Below are 18,232 nucleotides of genomic sequence, written 5' to 3'. Positions count from 1 at the left end.
CTTAATCCTTTCAGCTAAGATATCATTTTTAAAGAAGAGATGCTTTATTTTTTTCACGGTATTAAGTGTAGCAGGTTTATAGCGAGATCTTTTGCTTATGATCATGCTTTTAATTTTTTTGAGGTTAATCACATTTTTAATGCAATAAAATGTAACTACAAGATTTTAAATCACCCAAAAACAAAAAAACGAAATTACCTTTTATAATTTCGCTTTTTAAAATCTTTTATAAAAATCGCTGAAAAAACGAGATGTTATAGACTATTTTTATCGCACTTTATGTCACGCTGGCGTTAATTTGCGTGTCACAATTCACTCAACCTGTTGTCCTTTTGCTTTCTGCCAACAGATCTCCATCTCTTCCAATGAGGCATTTTCTATGCCTATACCTTCTTCTGAGAGCGTTTTTTCAACAAAACGAAAGCGTTGTTCAAATTTTCTGCATGCTCGATTGAGTGCTTGTTCAGGTTTTTGTTTTAAATGGCGTGATAAATTCACCACAGAAAACAGTAAATCACCTAACTCATCTTCAATTCGAGAGGCATCTTGAGGCTCTTTTTTCACTTCAGCCATCACTTCATCAATTTCTTCATAAACTTTACCTAAAACAGGCTCTAGTTCATTCCAATCGAATCCCACAGAAGCACACCGTTTTTGGATTTTTTCGGCTTTCATTAAAGCGGGCAATGACACAGGGATATCATCTAACAATGAAAATAGAGCTTTAGCTTCACGCTCTTGAGCTTTGAGCTTTTCCCAACGGTGCTTTTCGGTGGCGAAATTATTGTCACTTTCAGATACAAAAATATGAGGATGGCGACGTTCTAATTTATTGCTAATGGCTTCACAGACATCATTAAAATCAAATAGATTTTGCTCTTGTGCCATTCGTGAATAAAAAACGACTTGATAAAGCAAATCGCCTAACTCTTCTTTTAAATCAGCAAAATCTTTGCGCGTAATGGCATCTAATACTTCATAGGTTTCTTCTAATGTATAAGGTGCAATAGTGTCAAAAGTCTGCACTTTATCCCATTCACATCCAGTATTAGGATCACGTAGCTGTGCCATAATTTCTAATAAACGAAAGATTTCACGATTTTCTGACATCACATTGCCTTTTAAATAAGAGTTAGCTTTATCCTGTTTAACATATTTTTAGATAAAAAAATGCCGAGAACAGTTGTCTCGGCATCTTATCATTTCAAGCTCAAGATCTTAAAAAGAACTTTTTTGAAAGAATAATGACATTTTAAATTGAACTATAAATTTGTTATTTACAAATATACTCCTCACTATAAATCCACGTTTCAACACCATATAAATACGTCATTTTTGTTAAAGGATTAATAAAATGAGTGAAAATATAATTCAATTTAGTTCATTAACTGTAACGCCACATAGTGCTTATATTCCTGAGTATGCTTTTAATAATGGTTTTTCTTTTAATCAAGCTACAAATATTATTTGTAATAATTTTATACAGGATAAAAAACAAGAATGCCCTGTTTGCGGAAAGAAAAATTGCCCTGAGTTTAAAAATGAATGTAAATCTTACTTAAAACAGAAAACTGAATTAGCATTAAAAAAAGCATTAAGAATGCGACCCTATGGCCGTGCTTTAATGCATAGATCAAACGAGTTTAATGAAAGTTCTCCATTGCTATTATTAAATATGGAAGAAAATAACATTCCATTAAATAATGAAAATATAGGTCGTATATTTGAAGCAGATCTGAATCTAAGTAGAATGTTTTACCAAAAAATGAACTATATAAATGGTTTTCTTTTTGATATTCATTTTAGTCCTCATCCAGACCCTATGTTACAAAATATAGGTGAAAAATTTGGGGAATATTCCCGCTGGTTACCCTCAGTTAGATTAGCTTTACATGCCTTATATGCAGATAAAGGTGCAGACAATATAAATAATTTCCCTGAGATGCAAAAATATATCAGAGAACAAGATTTTAAATCTGCATGCCAAAATTTCCACAAGAATATGACGTTTACACGTCGTAATTTCCAAATTGCTGATATTTTAGCTCAACAAGCAAATAAAAAAGAACAAACAAACGATGATTTTAAGCAGTTGCATGATTCAATAAAGTTTACTGCTGATTTTTATAAAGAAGTGTTTAATGCTTATGGTGATAAAGCAAGAAAATTAGCGGAGTCTTTAGCACAACAAGCCAGAGGAAAAACCATCCGTAACGTTGATGATGCGCTAAAAGCTTACGAAAAATACAAAGCGGATATCAATAGAAGAATTAATGCCAAAGATCGTAAAGCTATTGCAACTGCATTGGAATCGATCAAACTCGATGATATAGCTCAAAAATTAAAAAAATTTAGTAATGGTATGTTTTTTGTGAGTAAAGCTCTTGACGTCAAAGATCTATCGATAGAGTTAATAAAAGCAACAGAAACAGATAATTGGCGTCCATTTTTTGTTAAAGCAGAGACTATATTTGTAGGAATGGCGGCTACATCTGTAGCAGGATTTACATTTAGTGTACTTCTAGGTGGTCCCATAGGGGTATTAGGATATGGATTGCTTATAGCAAGTATTGGAGCATTGATTGATAACGACTTAATTGAAAAAGCCAATAATTTGATTGGTATTTAATTAATACTTTAAAGGTTGTTTATTTAGAGGAACAACCTTTTCACTAACACAAATAATATAAAAATTATTGTAATTGGTATAGATAATAAAAACACGATGAAACTATATAAAGCTAAACCACCAGCTTTACCAGCTGTATCTAAAAATAGTCCTCGATTCCAAAATTCTCTAGTAGTAAATTGAAGAAAAAAATATTCAATCCCCCATTTAGCCAACGGATATAATCCAATACCAGAAATACTAATTAACAATATTAGACTTTCATACTTCAACTCATACTCTAAGCAAGAGTATAAAAATAGAGCGCCAATAAACCATCCCCAACACATATTCTTAATATAATATTGTTTAGTTATCTTCATATTTACCTACGAGATCTCTTTTATTTAAAACCATATTTATTTTAAATAAACCCTAGCAATTAAATTACTAACTAAATATACAGATTTTCTGATTTTTAGATAAAAAAATGCCGAGAACAGTTGTCTCGGCATCTTATCATTTTAATAATTTAGTGAGAAAAGCGTTTCGCCTCTATCACATCTGGCAACTGATTAAGTTTTGCCAAAATACGACCTAATACTTGGAGATTATAAATCTCAATATTCATATCGATTGTCGCAATTTGTTGCTTCACATCGCTACGGCTACTCACACCAAGTACGTTTACTTTTTCATTGGCTAAAATTGTCGTGATATCACGTAATAACCCACTACGATCATTCGCTACAACACGTACTACCAATGAATAACCGCTGGAGTAATTTTCTCCCCATACCGCATCAACAATACGCTCTGGTGCATGAGAAAGTAATTCAGCCAGTTGCTCACAGTCAGCACGGTGAATCGAAATACCACGACCTTTAGTAATAAAGCCGACAATATTGTCACCCGGAATAGGCTGGCAACAACGCGCAATATGGTGCATTAAGTTACCCACACCTTCGACAACAATGCTTCCACCAGACCCTGTGGTTCTTGGTGCTGGCGTTTTGTTTTCGAGCGTGCGCAGTGCCTCTTTATCTTCATCTTCTGCAGTGGCTTTATTCAATTTGCTTTGAATAAAGTTCACTAATTGGTTGATTCGAATATCACCGACACCAATACCTGCTAATACTTCATCAACACTATGAACGTTATAACGTGCGATCAGCAGTTTTTCTGCTTCTTTCATGTTGATATCCATATGCGCCAATTCGTTATCTAAGATCTGACGCCCCGCAAGAATATTTTTATCGCGATCTTGCTTACGGAACCAATTATGAATTTTCGCACGTCCACGGCTTGTCGTGACATAACCTAAGTTAGGATTTAACCAATCGCGACTTGGATTTGGATGTTTTTGCGTAATAACTTCAATTTGGTCGCCCATCTGTAATTGATAGCTAAATGGCACAATACGCCCACCAATTTTTGCCCCAATACAACGGTGCCCCACATCACTATGGATATGATAAGCAAAATCAAGCGGTGTTGAACCTGCCGGTAAATCAACAACATCACCTTTTGGCGTAAAGACGTAAACCCTATCATCAAAGACTTGGCTACGAACTTCATCCAGCATTTCGCCAGAATCCGCCATCTCTTCTTGCCATGCAATCAGTTTACGTAACCATGCAATACGGTTTTCATAACTGCCTGTACCGCCTTTCGTCGCAGCGCCTGTTGCACCTTCTTTATATTTCCAGTGCGCAGCCACACCCAATTCTGCATCTTCATGCATTTGGCGAGTACGTATTTGAATTTCAACCGTTTTACCTTCAGGTCCTAACACAACGGTATGAATAGATTGATAACCATTGGGTTTTGGGTTTGCGACGTAATCATCGAATTCATCAGGTAAATGACGGAAATGAGTATGCACAATCCCTAATGCGGCATAACAGTCTTGAAGACGCTCAACAACAATACGTACCGCTCTCACATCAAATAACTCATCAAATGCGAGATTTTTTTTCTTCATTTTGCGCCAGATACTATAGATATGTTTGGGACGTCCATAGATATCTACATTAACATTCTCTTCTTTCATATAACCGCGCACTGTACTGACAAAATTATCAATATACTGTTCACGGTCGATACGACGCTCATGAAGTAAGCTGGCTATTTTTTTGTATTCATCAGGATGAAGATAGCGGAAGCAGAAATCTTCTAATTCCCATTTTAATTGACCAATACCCAATCGGTTGGCTAATGGTGCATAAATATTAAAACACTCTTTTGCTGCCAGTACGCGCTCATCTTCTGTGGCATCTTTCACTTCGCGTAAATGGGCAATACGCTCTGAAAGTTTGATGACCACACAACGGAAATCTTCCACCATAGATAACAACATTCGGCGAACATTATCCACCTGAACAGAGCTTGTTTCATTGGTATGCGTTGCTTTTAACTGGCGTATGGCATCCATTTCCATTACACCACGTACTAAGCTCCAAATCGCATCACCAAAATGTTCAGTGACGATTTCCTGATCAATAAGATTTTCTTCAGCAAGGGGGAAAAGAAGCGCTGCCCTCATGCTGTCTTTGTCCATGCTTAATGTCGAAAGAAGCTCCACCATTTCAACACCACGCCACAATAGCAGTTCGGCATCTTCACGCCCTTGAACAGTACGATGGCAGTATTCCCAGGTTTGCATGATTTCACTACCCGCATTGACATGGGTTAAGTTCAAGCTGTTGACCCATTTATCAACAGCAAACTCTCCTGCAGGTGTTAAGTGAGCACTTCTTACTGCAACCATATTCTCTCCCTACACGGTATAAATCTTATTTGCGACTTATTACTGGCTAACTGTTTATTTTCGACCAAATTTATTTTCGACTAAACTTATTTTCGACTAAACAGTGCCATTGATTCCAGATGACCCGTTTGTGGAAACATATCCAACATTTTTAAACTGATTAGCCGATATCCAGAATCTAATAATATCTTACTATCTCTGGCTAACGTGGTCGGATTACAGGAGACATACACGATTTTTTCTGCGGATAACTTCACAATATGTGACATTACCTCCAAAGCCCCTGCCCTTGCAGGATCTAACAACACTTTGTTAAACCCTTCTTTCGCCCACGACATCGCAGAAAAATCAGCCGATAAATCTGCATGCCAAAAATGCGCATTACCTAATTGGTTCAGTTCTGCATTCTGTTTCGCCATTTCAACCAGTGCGGGTACACCTTCTATACCCACCACTTCACTCACGCGTTTTGCGATAGGTAAGGTAAAATTTCCCATACCGCAAAACAGATCTAATACGCGATCTTCTGGCGATAAATCAAGCCAATTAATGGCTTGAGCAACCATCTTAGGATTTATTTCATCATTCACTTGAATAAAATCAGTGGGTGCAAAACGTAAATTAAGACCTTCTATTTGATAGAAGGGTTCCTTCTCAATTGAAGTTAATCGTGCTATCTCGCTATTATCACCTGCAAGATACATCGTAACTTGATGAGTTTGAGAGAAATCACGCAAACTCTGTTTATCACTCTCAGGCAATGGCGATAAATGGCGTAAAATAACCAGTGGACCATTATCAGCGAGCACCATTTCAACATGCCCTAAATCACGTACTGATATTAAATTTTTAAGGCATGTCCAAAGCGGAGACAATAAATCATTGAGCTGTGGCTTTAATACTGGGCATTTTTTTATCATGACCAAATCATTAGAGCGCTCTTGACGAAACCCCATCACCAACCCTTTTTCAGGTTGATAACGTAATCCCAATCTTGCTCTACGACGATAACCATATTCAGCCCCCGCAATCACAGGCTCTGCTGAAATAATCACCCCCGTTTCACGCTTAATAAGGTGCGATAACACACCGGCTTTGGTTGTGCGCTGTAGCGCAATGGGCACATGCTGCTGCTGACACCCGCCACAACGCTCATAATATTCACAATGAGGCGCTATACGCTGTTCACTGGTAGTCAAACGCTTAATAACTTCGCCTTTAGCAAACTGGCGCTTTTCTTCTGTTAAACGAATACGAGCAGTTTCTTGTGGGAGTAGTCCTTTTACAAAAATCGTTTTGCCCTCAGCGTGAGCAATACCTTGACCATTTGCATCCAATGCACTGGCGGTCACTTCCAGAGTTGTTACCTGTTTTTTCACAGGACGTTTTTTAGGGGAATAAAACTGCACCATAGTATTAAATTAAGTATCAATGACGGATTAACAGTGAAATGACATCGCTTTAGGATACGCTGTATGTTTTTCAGCGTTACATGAATGACTATGCATTTCAGAAGAAAACATGGAGAGAGTATAACATCGAACAAGTTATTTACTTAACTGATATAAGCAATATTTTTGTTAAATTGAGAAAACTTTTAATGATAACAACCTAAGACTCTCACTTTATGGATTTTATATTGTTCTATAACTAACAAATATTATATATAACTTTTATATTGAATATATTTACAATTAATAACATCTATTTTCTGTTATTTTAATAAATCTTTATTATCACTAAGAAAAGTCTAAATTTTATCACCAATCAATTAGATAGCATTTTTCTTAATGATTACAAATTAATCACAAACCATTAATTTCCTATATTCTTCATAAGCATAATGATCAGTCATTCCACTGATATAATCTTGAATTAATCTTGTTCGATAATAAAACTCTAAAATTTTTCCTCTTTCAGTATTTATATCATCTAGCTTTTCTAACATCTCGTTATAAGCCAGTTTATGTTTAACAGAAAGCTTATGATATAAACGCGTCTCAATAACATATTTAGGATGTTCGTTATATTTATGCAATCTTAAAAAATCTTCAGTTGATAATAAAAGCAAGGGCTTATAGATATCAAGTAATCCACTGATCACGCGATATCCTTTCATTTCAAGCTCTTCAACCTCAGGATGGCTAAATACCCATTTTTTAGCAACACTTTTTAATGTCGTTAATAAACGATGCTCCGCACTATTTCCTTCAAGCAAGGCATGATTAAAGCGACCTTCATACACTTGTGGTAAATTTTTTATAAAACGGTACGCCGTATAAGGAACTAATTTTCCTGTAATATAAACTCGTAAATACATAAAAAACTGATCTTGCATACTGCGTTTAGCTTCATTTTGATCGACTTTTTTATAAGCACGACCCACAGTAATATCGAATAAATCACCTTCGGCTACATCACCATTTTCACGCCATACATCACGTAAAAGCTGAACAAGACGGTTGATATCAAAAATTCCCTTTTCTACCGCATCATCTAAATCTGCAATGCAATAAGAGATGTCGTCGGCAGCTTCCATAATATAAGTAAGAGGAAAGCGACAAAATTCGCCCATATCTAATTTTTCTTGTACTTCTTTTACAAATGCTAATTCAGACCAGTAATACCCTGGTTTTTTCATTAAATAGCTATATTCTTTGGGGACTTCACCTTGCCAATAAGCAGGTCGGGTATATTTTAATACACAGCCAATTTGCGCATAGGTTAAATTCAATTTAAGAAGATGGTGCGCCATCCGAATAGCTTGAGCATTTCCTTCAAACTGGCATAAATCTTGGCGTAAAGTTTGTCGCAATTCATTTAATTGCACTTTAGCTGAATACTGCATAGGAATAAAAGGACAACTGTCAAATTCGGCTGTCGCCTCTGGTGATAATACTTTTTCAAACCAATGCTTAATCGCGGCTTCACCAAAATGACCAAACGGTGGATTACCAATATCGTGCATTAAACACGCCATCTCAATTAAGCTTTCTAAACTATCAATACGATCACTTAAACCATATTCTTCAAGCTTATTTTGTTTTTTTAATTCACCAATAATTTGCTTAGCGATATAACGCCCAATTTGTTGAACTTCAAGAGAATGAGTAAGACGGCTACGTACAGCAGAATTTTGCTCTAGGGGAAAGACTTGTGTTTTTTGTTGTAAACGACGAATAGCGGCTGAGTTAATAATACGTCCACGATCACTTTCAAACTGACGAGAAACCTGTACTTCATCGTTAATATCGATATCACTGCTGTTATATTTGCGTTGATAATTTAACTTCAGCTTAAAATCGATCATTTCTGTCCTCTTTCTGGTTTCGATGAAACGAATTCTCTATTCTTTGTGTTATATCGTGTTTTTCCGATAGATGTTAAACTCTATTTAAATTTCCATTTATTATTAACCTACAAGTGAGTATGACACAATGAGAGTTGGCGTAATAGGTGCAATGGAGCAAGAAGTCACACTTCTGCGTGAGAAAATTGAAGATTGCCAAATCTTATCTCGTGGCGGTTGTGAAATCTATACAGGCACAATCAACGGTGTTGATGTTGCATTATTAAAATCAGGTATTGGTAAAGTTGCGGCTGCAATTGGCACAACATTATTACTTGAGCATTTTCGCCCTGATGTTGTTATCAATACTGGTTCAGCAGGTGGTTTAGACTCAAGATTAAATGTCGGTGATATCGTTGTTTCAACGGAAGTTCGCTATCACGATGCTGATGTTACTGCGTTTGGTTATGAACCAGGTCAAATGGCACAATGCCCTCCTGCTTTTATTGCTGAGCCTAAACTTGTTCAAATAGCAGAAGAATGTATTGAATCACTAAAATTAAATGCTGTTCGTGGTTTAATTTGCAGTGGTGATGCATTTATTAATGGTGCGGAACCTTTAGCCCGTATCCGTCGCACATTCCCAGAGGTTGCAGCCGTAGAAATGGAATCAACCGCAATTGGTCATGTTTGCCATCAGTTCAGCACACCATTTGTTGTGGTTCGTGCTATTTCTGATGTAGCCGATAAAGAATCACACTTAAGTTTTGATGAGTTTTTATCTGTTGCCGCAGAGCAATCAAGCTTAATGGTGACAGCGATGTTGGATAAATTAAAAAACTAATTAAGTCGAGATAATCCTAATATCGCTTTATCAATACCCCGCCTTTATTTTTTACTTATTCTAAGATAAAAAATAGGTGGGTATTTTTTACTATTGGAAAAGTAATGCGTTTATTTATCAATCTTGGGTTATTACTCTGTTCATTATTTTGCTTCAATTTTGCCATTGCTATCACGCCTGCTGATCGTGTTATTACACTATCGCCATCAGCCACTGAAATGGCTTATGCTGCGGGCATGGGTGATAATATTGTCGGAGTTAGTGCTTACTCTGATTATCCAGAGGATGCCAAAAATATTGAACAGGTTGCCAATTGGCAGGGGATTAATATTGAGCGCATTCTATTATTAAAGCCTGATTTAGTCATTGCATGGCAAGGCGGTAATCCACAACGGTCGTTAGATCAGTTAAAAGCTTTGGGTATTTCTATCATTTATTCTGATCCACAAAGTATTGAAGAAATCGCAGACGATCTTATTACGCTTTCCAATTATAGCCATCATCCTGATATAGCATTAAAAAGCGCCCAACAATTGCGCCAGCAATATCAAGCATTACAGCAAAAATATGCATCAAATATATCGAATCAAACCAAGAAAAAAGTCTTTATCCAATTTGGGATGCAACCATTATTTACCACATCAAATAGCACATTACAGAGCCATATTACCGCGCTTTGCGGTGGAGAGAATATCTTTGCTAACAGCCCAGTAGCATGGCCTCAAGTAAGTCGTGAGCAAGTACTTACAAAGCAACCTGATTTGATTATATTCAGTGGTAAAGCAGATCAAATACCTACTGTACAAGCGTTTTGGCAACCTCATCTTACTGTTCCAGTTATTGCTATTGATGAAGACAGTTTTAGTCGCCCTACACCACGTATTATTAATGCAGCACAGCAAATTTGTGAGGCGATAGCAACAAACAATTAGCCAATTTATTAATTACTCAATTGCCACTAATCCCCCTTTACCTTTCTAACGCGACGGGAATATTGTTTATCCGATGTACCTCATATTCCCTGTCTAATAACAGAGTTTGGCGATGCATCGGATAATAAAATCATTATTATTTTTTAATTTTCATTATTTAAAAATAGAAAAAATACTTTCTTTATTATTTAAATTTAAATTCAAATAATATTTATCAGTATTACAATCATCTCCTAATGGAGACTAAAAAATACAGATATTTATAGGCTCTACAGAGCCCATAAATAAAGCGTAAAAGATTAACCTTCGAGTGGCGCACGCCAGTCGTCAGAGCCTGAAGTCCCTGCAACTGTATGTTCCCAATTAATTTTGCGATAAGAAATAGACACTTCGATCAATTGAGTAAAGTCAGATTTAGTCGGATCTTGGCAGTGAGGCATTTGGCAATCGATATTCACGATGGTCGCATCGGTTAACATGGTGGTGAAGAAATGCTCTTGCTTTCCTTCAACCGAGGTGCGAAACCATTTTAAGGTGATTTTTGGCAGCATTTCGCCAGAGGCTAAGGCGTTATACAGCAGAGGAACTGCTTTGTTTAACGCCACAGTAAAACAGAAAGGTTTATGAGCGCGTTGACCAGAAGGCTGACCCGATTGTGGATCAGTCGGTACTGTCACAACATGAGAAAATGCTTGCACCAGCATTTCATTTTCATGACCTTGAACATAAATATTTCCTACTGATTCAGCAGTAAATGCCCCCGCAGTAATGTTGCCTTGGGTTATTCCTTCAATAGAGAGATAGCATGGAGTTGGCATGACAAGTCCTTAATTAATCGTCAGTAATTGTTTCTCAACAAAACTATTATTGTTGATGTCCTTTTCAAAAATCAGCCAGTGTGCACTGCGATCCGATTAGAATAGCTTAAGTAGTTTTAATAAGAAGTAAAGGAAGGAGTAGAGAGAACAAGTATTTTATCCTCATAGGATAAGTGACTTAGCGTAAAATAATTGTCATTGCGATATTTACTGCTTTCGCTTCTTAAAACAAGTGTATTTATTTATATTATTCACTTTCGAAAATGTCTGAAATCTCGCTAAAGACAGTCAGTTCTAATGTACATGGATTTTTAATATGTAACAAAATATGTATTTTATTTCAAATTGTAACAACACTGATTTATAAGGAAAAAATAGCTTATTTTTCAAAATAATAAGCAAGCTACGATTTTCACCCACAACGATTAAAAAATCCGCACCTAAAATTTCGCACATCACAGAAGATTTATTTAAATAAAAACAAAAATATCACTCACAAAATGATTTTATAAAATAAGCTCAGAAAGAAGAGAAGAGAAAAGAAAAGAAAAAGATGTTAACCAATAACCTCTCACAGAAAAAAGTCGTGAGCGAGCAAGTAGTGCAACAAGGCAGACAGCGCGCAGTAAGCGGAGCATACATTAGTATGTGAGCATTACGAGCACTGCTCTAACGCCGTGGCACTACTGCACAGCCACGACGCCAAAGAATGATCAGATACTGAAAGAAGAGCCGCAACCACAGGTACTCTTAGCATTAGGATTAGTCACGATAAAACGCGAACCCTCTAACCCTTCAGTATAATCCACACAACCGCCTACTAAATACTGCAAGCTCATAGGATCAACCACTAAAGCAACACCTTGTTTTTCTATGGTCATATCACCTTCATTCATTGCATCATCAAAGGTAAAACCATACTGGAATCCGCTACAGCCGCCACCCGTGATATAAACACGTAAACGCAGATTTGGATTTTCTTCATCTGCAATCAGATCTTTTACTTTATTTGCAGCCGCGTCAGTAAATTGTAACGGCAGAGCCATATCATCACTCATTGTTCACTCCAGACTGGGTATTCCAGCAAAAAAACAGCCAGCAAAAATTTATCTTATTTGCTGATATAATGTGATGATTATCTAATACCTGCTCATAACCTTCAAGTTTGTTGTGGACAAAATACACTTTTTGCTACCTATCACTTTTTACGATAAACCACGACCTCACAATAACAGTGAGAAATCAAAATCTTGTTGCCGTGTATTTGGCTTCATCTGCGCGGTGCTTTAGAATACGCCTTAATCTTACGCTCACCCATCATTAGGAGTCTGACATGAGCAAGTCTGAAACGCTTTATAATCTCGCACAACAAGTGATCCCCGGCGGCGTCAACTCACCTGTTAGAGCATTTAACGGTGTAGGTGGAACCCCTCTTTTTATTGAACGTGCTAATGGTGCGTATATTTATGATGTTGATGGACGAGCTTACCTTGACTATGTCGGCTCCTGGGGACCGATGGTTTTAGGTCACAATCACCCTTCCATTCGTCATGCAGTCACTGATGCTGTACAAAAAGGTCTAAGTTTTGGCGCACCAACAGCCGCTGAAGTTGAAATGGCAAACCTAGTGACAGAATTAGTGCCATCCATGGATATGGTTCGTATGGTGAACTCAGGCACAGAAGCCACAATGAGCGCTATCCGCCTTGCTCGTGGTTATACGGGTCGTGACAAAATTATTAAATTTGAAGGGTGTTATCACGGTCATGCGGACTGCCTATTAGTAAAAGCAGGCTCTGGTGCATTAACTATGGGACAACCAAATTCACCGGGCGTACCGGCTGATTTTGTCAAACACACCTTAACTTGTACTTACAACGATTTAAACTCTGTACGCCAAGCATTTGAAAACTATCCAGATGAAGTTGCTTGTATCATTGTTGAACCTGTTGCAGGCAATATGAACTGCGTTCCACCAAAAGCGGACTTCTTACCGGGTTTACGTGCCTTATGTGATGAATTTGGTGCTTTACTCATTATTGATGAAGTGATGACCGGTTTTCGCGTGGCACTAGGCGGCGCACAAGCTTATTACGATGTTGATCCTGACTTAACGTGCTTAGGTAAAATCATCGGGGGCGGTATGCCTGTAGGTGCATTTGGTGGACATATGGAAGTGATGTCTAAACTCGCGCCAATTGGCCCAGTTTATCAAGCTGGTACTTTATCGGGTAACCCTATTGCAATGGCTGCAGGTCTAGCCTGCTTACACGAAGTCTCACAACCAGGTGTTCATCAAACATTAGATGAACTAACCACAATGCTAGCTGATGGTTTACTTGAAAAAGCACAACAAGCTGGTATTCCAATGGTTATCAACCATGTTGGTGGTATGTTTGGTCTGTTCTTTACAGATGCAAAAGAAGTAACTTGCTATCAAGATGTGATGAATTGTGATGTTGAGCGCTTTAAGCAATTCTTCCACTTAATGTTAGAAAAACGCGTCTACCTTGCACCTTCTGCATTTGAAGCGGGCTTTATGTCTATCGCTCATACCAAAGAAGATATTCAACGCACTATTGATGCAGCAGAATATGCTTTTGGAAAAATGAAAGGCTAGTTTAAATATCCCTTTATAAAAGCCAGTCAGTTCACAATTGTGAACTGACTGGCTTTTTATTTCTTTTTTCTATCCAATATCAATAGAAATATCATTTTTGATATCTTTGAATTAAATTCAACCCATTGTTGCCATAATGACTTTAAAGTACAAAACAAAGTATCATATTTGATACTATTGTGTTAAATTTAATCATCTATTGTCATAGTGACTTTAAAATACGGCTTAAAGTATCATATTTGATACTTTATTTGTTTTTTAGAGAAAATATATGCTCTCGTCACAATCAAAACAGGAAAAAGTATCAAAAATGAGCCTTAATAAAATTTTGAAGACAATCGATGATTTATCGGCTGAAGAAAAAACAAGGCTATTCTTAGAATTAAATTCTAAGCAAAAATTAAATAACCATTGTTATTTCAATGAGATATGTAATTCTGAAAAATCACTTAATCTATTTGCACTAGAAGAGTATGAACTTAAAAGAATCATCAAATTAGAGCTAAAAAAACAGGATATTGCCTATGAAGAAATGGCTATGCAAATTGATGTATCTATAGCCACTTTTAAACGAATAGTTGCCAAGCCGTTAATGGCAAAAACGATCAATCTTCATTCTTTATTGAAAGAACTTGGATTTAAATTATGCCTCGAAAAATAGAAGTTTGGCTTTATGACCAGCCTGCTGGTGTTTTAAGTGAAGAAGAAAATGGGTTTATTTTTCACTATTATGATAACTACAAGGGCAGAGCAATATCTTTAAGTATGCCGGTTAGAAAAGAGCATTATTGGTGTGAAGAATTACATCCTTTTTTCAAAGGATTAGCACCAGAAGGATGGTTACGTAAACGTTACTCTGAAATTCAGAAAATTGATGATAAAGATTTGTTTGGTCTATTGATGAACAATGGTAATGACTTACTAGGGGCAGTTGTCCTTAGAGAGATAACCCTATGAATGTAAACAATTGTTTAATAAATCTAAAAGAATTAAAAAGATCAGAATTAGATTCAGGCTATTCTCTACTCGGGATAAAATCTCTTTTTAACAATATAGACATGATCCTGAATTTACCCTTTACACGTAGTCAATTCATTCAAGAATTACCTGAACAACAAAAAGGGATGAGTATTTCAGGTTATCAGCCAAAACTCTCACTATGTGTAAAAGATAACATTCTACAAGTCGTTAATAATAACGGTACTTATATCCTCAAACCTTCACCTGAAGAATATCCTTATCTCGCTGAAAATGAACATGCGACCATGATGGTAATGCAACGGCTAAAATTTGATATTCCACCATTTGGTCTTTTTCGTTTTAAACAAGAAGATGGAAAGCCAGAAGAATTTGCTTTTGTTATTAAGCGATATGATCGTATTGGTTCTGATGCAGTTCGATTACATCAAGAACAATTAGATGGTGCGATGGGGATAAATGATAAATATGGGCTTTCTAAGGGGAAAAAGACTGTTAGCTATGAATCTGCTGCAAAATATTTAATTACTAATATAGATAATAGTCTTAAAAATAAACGAGATATTTTTCTGCGTATCGTTTATGCCTATGTTTTAGGAAACAATGATTATCACTTAAGAAATATGGGTATCATTTTACCTGATAACGCGTCTCCATCACTAGCGCCAATTTATGATTTTGTCAGTGTAGTCCCTTATCCATCGGCATTTATAGAATATCTTGCACTCCCATTACTTGCATTAGAAGAAAACGATACAGACACAGCCCCAGGATTAAATTCAAAATATGGTGAGTATATTGGGTTTGATTTCATTCTACTGGCGGAAAATATTGATATTAACCTTAAGCTTGCTCAAAAATGGCTAGGCGATATTATAAATAGTCACCAACTCATTATTGATACATATAATGAAAGTCATATGCCCAAAGAACAAAGAGAATTAGTCTTAGCTTATGTAGCAAGAAGAATAAACTTACTCAAAATAACTACGCTATAAAAACAAAAAAATAAACGGCACTTACATGCCGTTTTTATTTTATCTAACTGACGTGCTCACTTATTCAGAAAACAGATCTTGTAACCACTTTGGTGCGCCACTTTCATCAGTATCTTGCTGAATAGGCGTACACAATCCATCTGGATTTGATGTCCATACAGGTAGAGTACGAACACCACCGCCATAACAAGCAAAGTTACCTTGTGCATCTACTGACATTTCAGCGATATCATCTGGTGCTGGCGGGTTTAATTTCAGCGGTGCCTGATTTTCTAAATAGTTACGATACAGCAACAATGCCCCTGTTGAACCGGTTAAGTTCGTTGGGCCATTATTATCGCGTCCCATCCATGAAATCGTCACTTCCTTGCCATCAATCCCCGCAAACCAACTATCGCGGAGATCGTTTGTCGTACCTGTTTTACCTGCAAGGTTGTAATTACCAAATTTCGGTTTTAATACACGCCATGCTGTTCCTGAATTCACCACTTGTTGCATACCAAATAGCGTCATATAAGCCGCTTGAGGTGAAACTGTGGTCTCCGCTTGAGGATAGCTTTGATAAAGCACCGTACCATCTTGGGCAATAACAGAACGCAATGATGATAGTTTTGCACGATTACCTAAACTACCAATTGTTTGGAAGGTTTGAGCCACTTCCATTGGCGTTAAGTTTAATGCGCCTAATAGCATCGCTGGTACTTTTTCTAAATTTTCCGCTGGGGCGCCTAAGTTAATCCAAGTTTGGATGACTCGATCTAACCCGACTTCTAAACCAAGATTAACGGTAGGAACATTACGTGATGTTGCTAATGCATCCACCAGCATTAATTTGCCTTTATAACCGCGATCGTAGTTACGTGGTTGCCAAGGTTTGCCTCCCGGAATAGGCACTGAAATAGGTTCGTCCGCAAGCCAAGTATTTAAACGAAAACGATCAGGCTCACTTAATGCCGTTAAATATGTGGCTGGTTTTGCCAAAGAGCCGATAGAACGACGAGCCGATAATGCACGGTTAAAGCCCGCATATTGTGGCTGAGAACCACCGACTAATGCTCTCACTTCACCACTTAAGCGATCTACAACAACCATCGCCCCTTCTAGATCGTCAATTTTGCGAACTTTACGTATATCCGCAACACCCACTTCAACGGCTTTTTCAGCCGCATCTTGCGAGACAGGATCTAATGTGGTGAAAATTTTCGTACCCGATAAATCTTTCACTTTATCGCCTAGGGTTGTTTGTAACTCTTGGCGAACCAATTGCATAAACGCAGGTTGAGGCGTTAACGCTTCACTGCGGGGCTTCACACCTAAAGGACGCGCACTAAGCACATTGTAAAGCTCTTGGTCGATTATCTCTTGGGTTTGCAGCAGTTTTAATACGACATTACGACGCTCTAACGCAGCTTTAGGGTTACGCCATGGGTTATAAGCTGATGCACCTTTAACCATACCTACTAAAAGCGCTTGCTGATCAAGGCTTAATTCATCAACGGGACGACCAAAATAATAGAGGCTAGCTAAAGGGAAGCCCCGAATTTGTTCATCACCACTTTGCCCTAAAAAAACCTCATTAAGATACAGCTCTAAAATACGATCTTTGCTATAACTCGCATCCATAATGATTGCCATATAGGCTTCATTAAGCTTTCTTTTTAACGTTCTTTCGTTAGTCAAAAATAGGTTTTTCACTAACTGTTGCGTTAAGGTACTCCCGCCTTGAACTGCTTTACCCGCAGTAAAGTTTGCTAATACCGCCCGCCCAATTGAATAAAAGCTAATACCGTCGTGCTCATAGAAACGGCGATCTTCTGTAGCAATTAATGTATCCACTAATAATTGTGGGAATTTATCTCTTGCTAAGAATAAACGTTGCTCACCATTTGCAGATTGCATCATGGTGATTAACTTAGGATCAAGACGGAAAAAACCAAACTGCCGCTGATTATCCATGTTAGTAATACTAACCAGTGAATTCTGCTCAAAGGACAATTTAGCTAAAATTTGTTCTTCACGACCATCAGGGAAATCGAAAGGTCTGCGCAACATTTCAATTGCGTTGCCTCTTACCACAAATTCGCCAGGACGAGTGATTTTGTTAACATTGCGGTATTGCATACCCTCAAGTAAGCTCACCATCTCTTTTTGGCTATAATTCATACCCGGTTCTAAGTTAACGGTACGTCCGTAAACCGCAGCAGGCAATTCCCAAACATTGCCATCAAGGCGCTCTTTGATTTGAGAATGTAAATAAACACCATAAATACCCATTAAAACCGCAACTACAATGGCGATTTTGACAAATAACCAAAACCAAGAACGACCTCTTTTGGTTTGTTTTGCTGGTCTTTTCTTTCTACTCATGAACTGTA

At 37.3% G+C, this 18,232-nt stretch carries 14 protein-coding genes and 1 pseudogene; 7 read left to right on the top strand and 8 right to left on the bottom strand.

Going from position 1 to position 18,232, the window contains the following annotated elements; translation table 11 throughout:
• Positions 1 to 312: 312 nt before the first annotated feature.
• Positions 313 to 1,110, bottom strand: a complete 798-nt coding sequence (mazG, locus tag QQS39_RS04280) for a nucleoside triphosphate pyrophosphohydrolase (protein ID WP_109371538.1) — start codon at positions 1,108 to 1,110, stop codon at positions 313 to 315.
• Positions 1,111 to 1,354: 244 nt separating this feature from the next.
• Here mazG and QQS39_RS04275 point away from each other — a divergent pair, with 244 nt between their 5' ends.
• Positions 1,355 to 2,629 carry a colicin-like pore-forming protein gene (locus QQS39_RS04275; protein ID WP_285805451.1) on the top strand — a complete coding sequence of 425 codons (1,275 nt, stop codon included), beginning with the start codon at positions 1,355 to 1,357 and terminating at the stop codon, positions 2,627 to 2,629.
• A gap of 23 nt (positions 2,630 to 2,652) precedes the next feature.
• Here the strand turns inward: QQS39_RS04275 and QQS39_RS04270 are convergent, their stop codons facing one another.
• The 4 genes from QQS39_RS04270 to dgt form a co-directional block, all read right to left on the bottom strand.
• Positions 2,653 to 2,991 (bottom strand): colicin E1 family microcin immunity protein, encoded by a 339-nt coding sequence (locus QQS39_RS04270; protein ID WP_082918392.1) that lies wholly within the window; start codon positions 2,989 to 2,991, stop codon positions 2,653 to 2,655.
• Between the two features lie 149 nt (positions 2,992 to 3,140).
• Complete coding sequence (gene relA / locus QQS39_RS04265) at positions 3,141 to 5,378, bottom strand: GTP diphosphokinase (RefSeq protein WP_196569409.1); 2,238 nt, start codon at positions 5,376 to 5,378, stop codon at positions 3,141 to 3,143.
• An 86-nt stretch (positions 5,379 to 5,464) separates the two neighbouring features.
• On the bottom strand, positions 5,465 to 6,790 hold the full coding sequence (gene rlmD, locus QQS39_RS04260) for a 23S rRNA (uracil(1939)-C(5))-methyltransferase RlmD (protein ID WP_285805450.1): 1,326 nt from the start codon (positions 6,788 to 6,790) through the stop codon (positions 5,465 to 5,467).
• A gap of 389 nt (positions 6,791 to 7,179) precedes the next feature.
• The gene (gene dgt / locus QQS39_RS04255; protein WP_285805449.1) at positions 7,180 to 8,688 is read right to left on the bottom strand and encodes a dGTPase; all 1,509 of its coding nucleotides are present in this window, start codon (positions 8,686 to 8,688) and stop codon (positions 7,180 to 7,182) included.
• Positions 8,689 to 8,815: 127 nt separating this feature from the next.
• Between dgt and mtnN the strand changes: the two genes are divergently transcribed.
• The gene (mtnN, locus tag QQS39_RS04250; RefSeq protein ID WP_285805448.1) at positions 8,816 to 9,511 is read left to right on the top strand and encodes a 5'-methylthioadenosine/S-adenosylhomocysteine nucleosidase; all 696 of its coding nucleotides are present in this window, start codon (positions 8,816 to 8,818) and stop codon (positions 9,509 to 9,511) included.
• Between the two features lie 104 nt (positions 9,512 to 9,615).
• Positions 9,616 to 10,443: a vitamin B12 ABC transporter substrate-binding protein BtuF gene (gene btuF / locus QQS39_RS04245; protein WP_285805447.1), complete on the top strand. Its 828-nt coding sequence runs from the start codon at positions 9,616 to 9,618 to the stop codon at positions 10,441 to 10,443.
• A 299-nt stretch (positions 10,444 to 10,742) separates the two neighbouring features.
• Here btuF and QQS39_RS04240 read toward each other — a convergent pair whose 3' ends face one another.
• Together QQS39_RS04240 and erpA are read right to left on the bottom strand one after the other, a co-directional pair.
• Entirely contained in the window at positions 10,743 to 11,261 is a 519-nt protein-coding gene (locus QQS39_RS04240; protein ID WP_285805446.1) for an Hcp family type VI secretion system effector, read from the bottom strand.
• 713 nt (positions 11,262 to 11,974) lie between these two features.
• The gene (erpA, locus tag QQS39_RS04235) at positions 11,975 to 12,319 is read right to left on the bottom strand and encodes an iron-sulfur cluster insertion protein ErpA (RefSeq protein ID WP_006534944.1); all 345 of its coding nucleotides are present in this window, start codon (positions 12,317 to 12,319) and stop codon (positions 11,975 to 11,977) included.
• A 275-nt stretch (positions 12,320 to 12,594) separates the two neighbouring features.
• On the opposite strand from erpA, the gene hemL reads away from it, so the two are divergent.
• The 4 genes from hemL to QQS39_RS04215 all read left to right on the top strand — a co-directional run bounded on the left by hemL (position 12,595) and on the right by QQS39_RS04215 (position 15,857).
• On the top strand, positions 12,595 to 13,881 hold the full coding sequence (gene hemL, locus QQS39_RS04230) for a glutamate-1-semialdehyde 2,1-aminomutase (RefSeq protein ID WP_151434400.1): 1,287 nt from the start codon (positions 12,595 to 12,597) through the stop codon (positions 13,879 to 13,881).
• 310 nt (positions 13,882 to 14,191) lie between these two features.
• A complete protein-coding gene (locus tag QQS39_RS04225; protein ID WP_285805445.1) occupies positions 14,192 to 14,542 on the top strand; it encodes an XRE family transcriptional regulator in 351 nt (116 codons plus the stop codon).
• On the top strand, positions 14,527 to 14,838 hold the full coding sequence (locus QQS39_RS04220; RefSeq protein WP_151434398.1) for a HipA N-terminal domain-containing protein: 312 nt from the start codon (positions 14,527 to 14,529) through the stop codon (positions 14,836 to 14,838). Before QQS39_RS04225 ends, QQS39_RS04220 begins: the two co-directional genes overlap by 16 nt.
• The gene (locus tag QQS39_RS04215; protein ID WP_285805444.1) at positions 14,835 to 15,857 is read left to right on the top strand and encodes a type II toxin-antitoxin system HipA family toxin; all 1,023 of its coding nucleotides are present in this window, start codon (positions 14,835 to 14,837) and stop codon (positions 15,855 to 15,857) included. Before QQS39_RS04220 ends, QQS39_RS04215 begins: the two co-directional genes overlap by 4 nt.
• Before the next feature lie 60 nt (positions 15,858 to 15,917).
• Here the strand turns inward: QQS39_RS04215 and mrcB are convergent.
• Positions 15,918 to 18,230: pseudogene (gene mrcB, locus QQS39_RS04210) on the bottom strand (bifunctional glycosyl transferase/transpeptidase); the annotation flags it as partial.
• Positions 18,231 to 18,232: the final 2 nt, after the last annotated feature.

The organism is Proteus appendicitidis, assembly GCF_030271835.1.
Lineage (GTDB): Bacteria > Pseudomonadota > Gammaproteobacteria > Enterobacterales > Enterobacteriaceae > Proteus > Proteus appendicitidis.
Note: the sequence above shows the minus strand (reverse complement) of the source record. Positions and strands in the feature narration are given on the sequence as shown.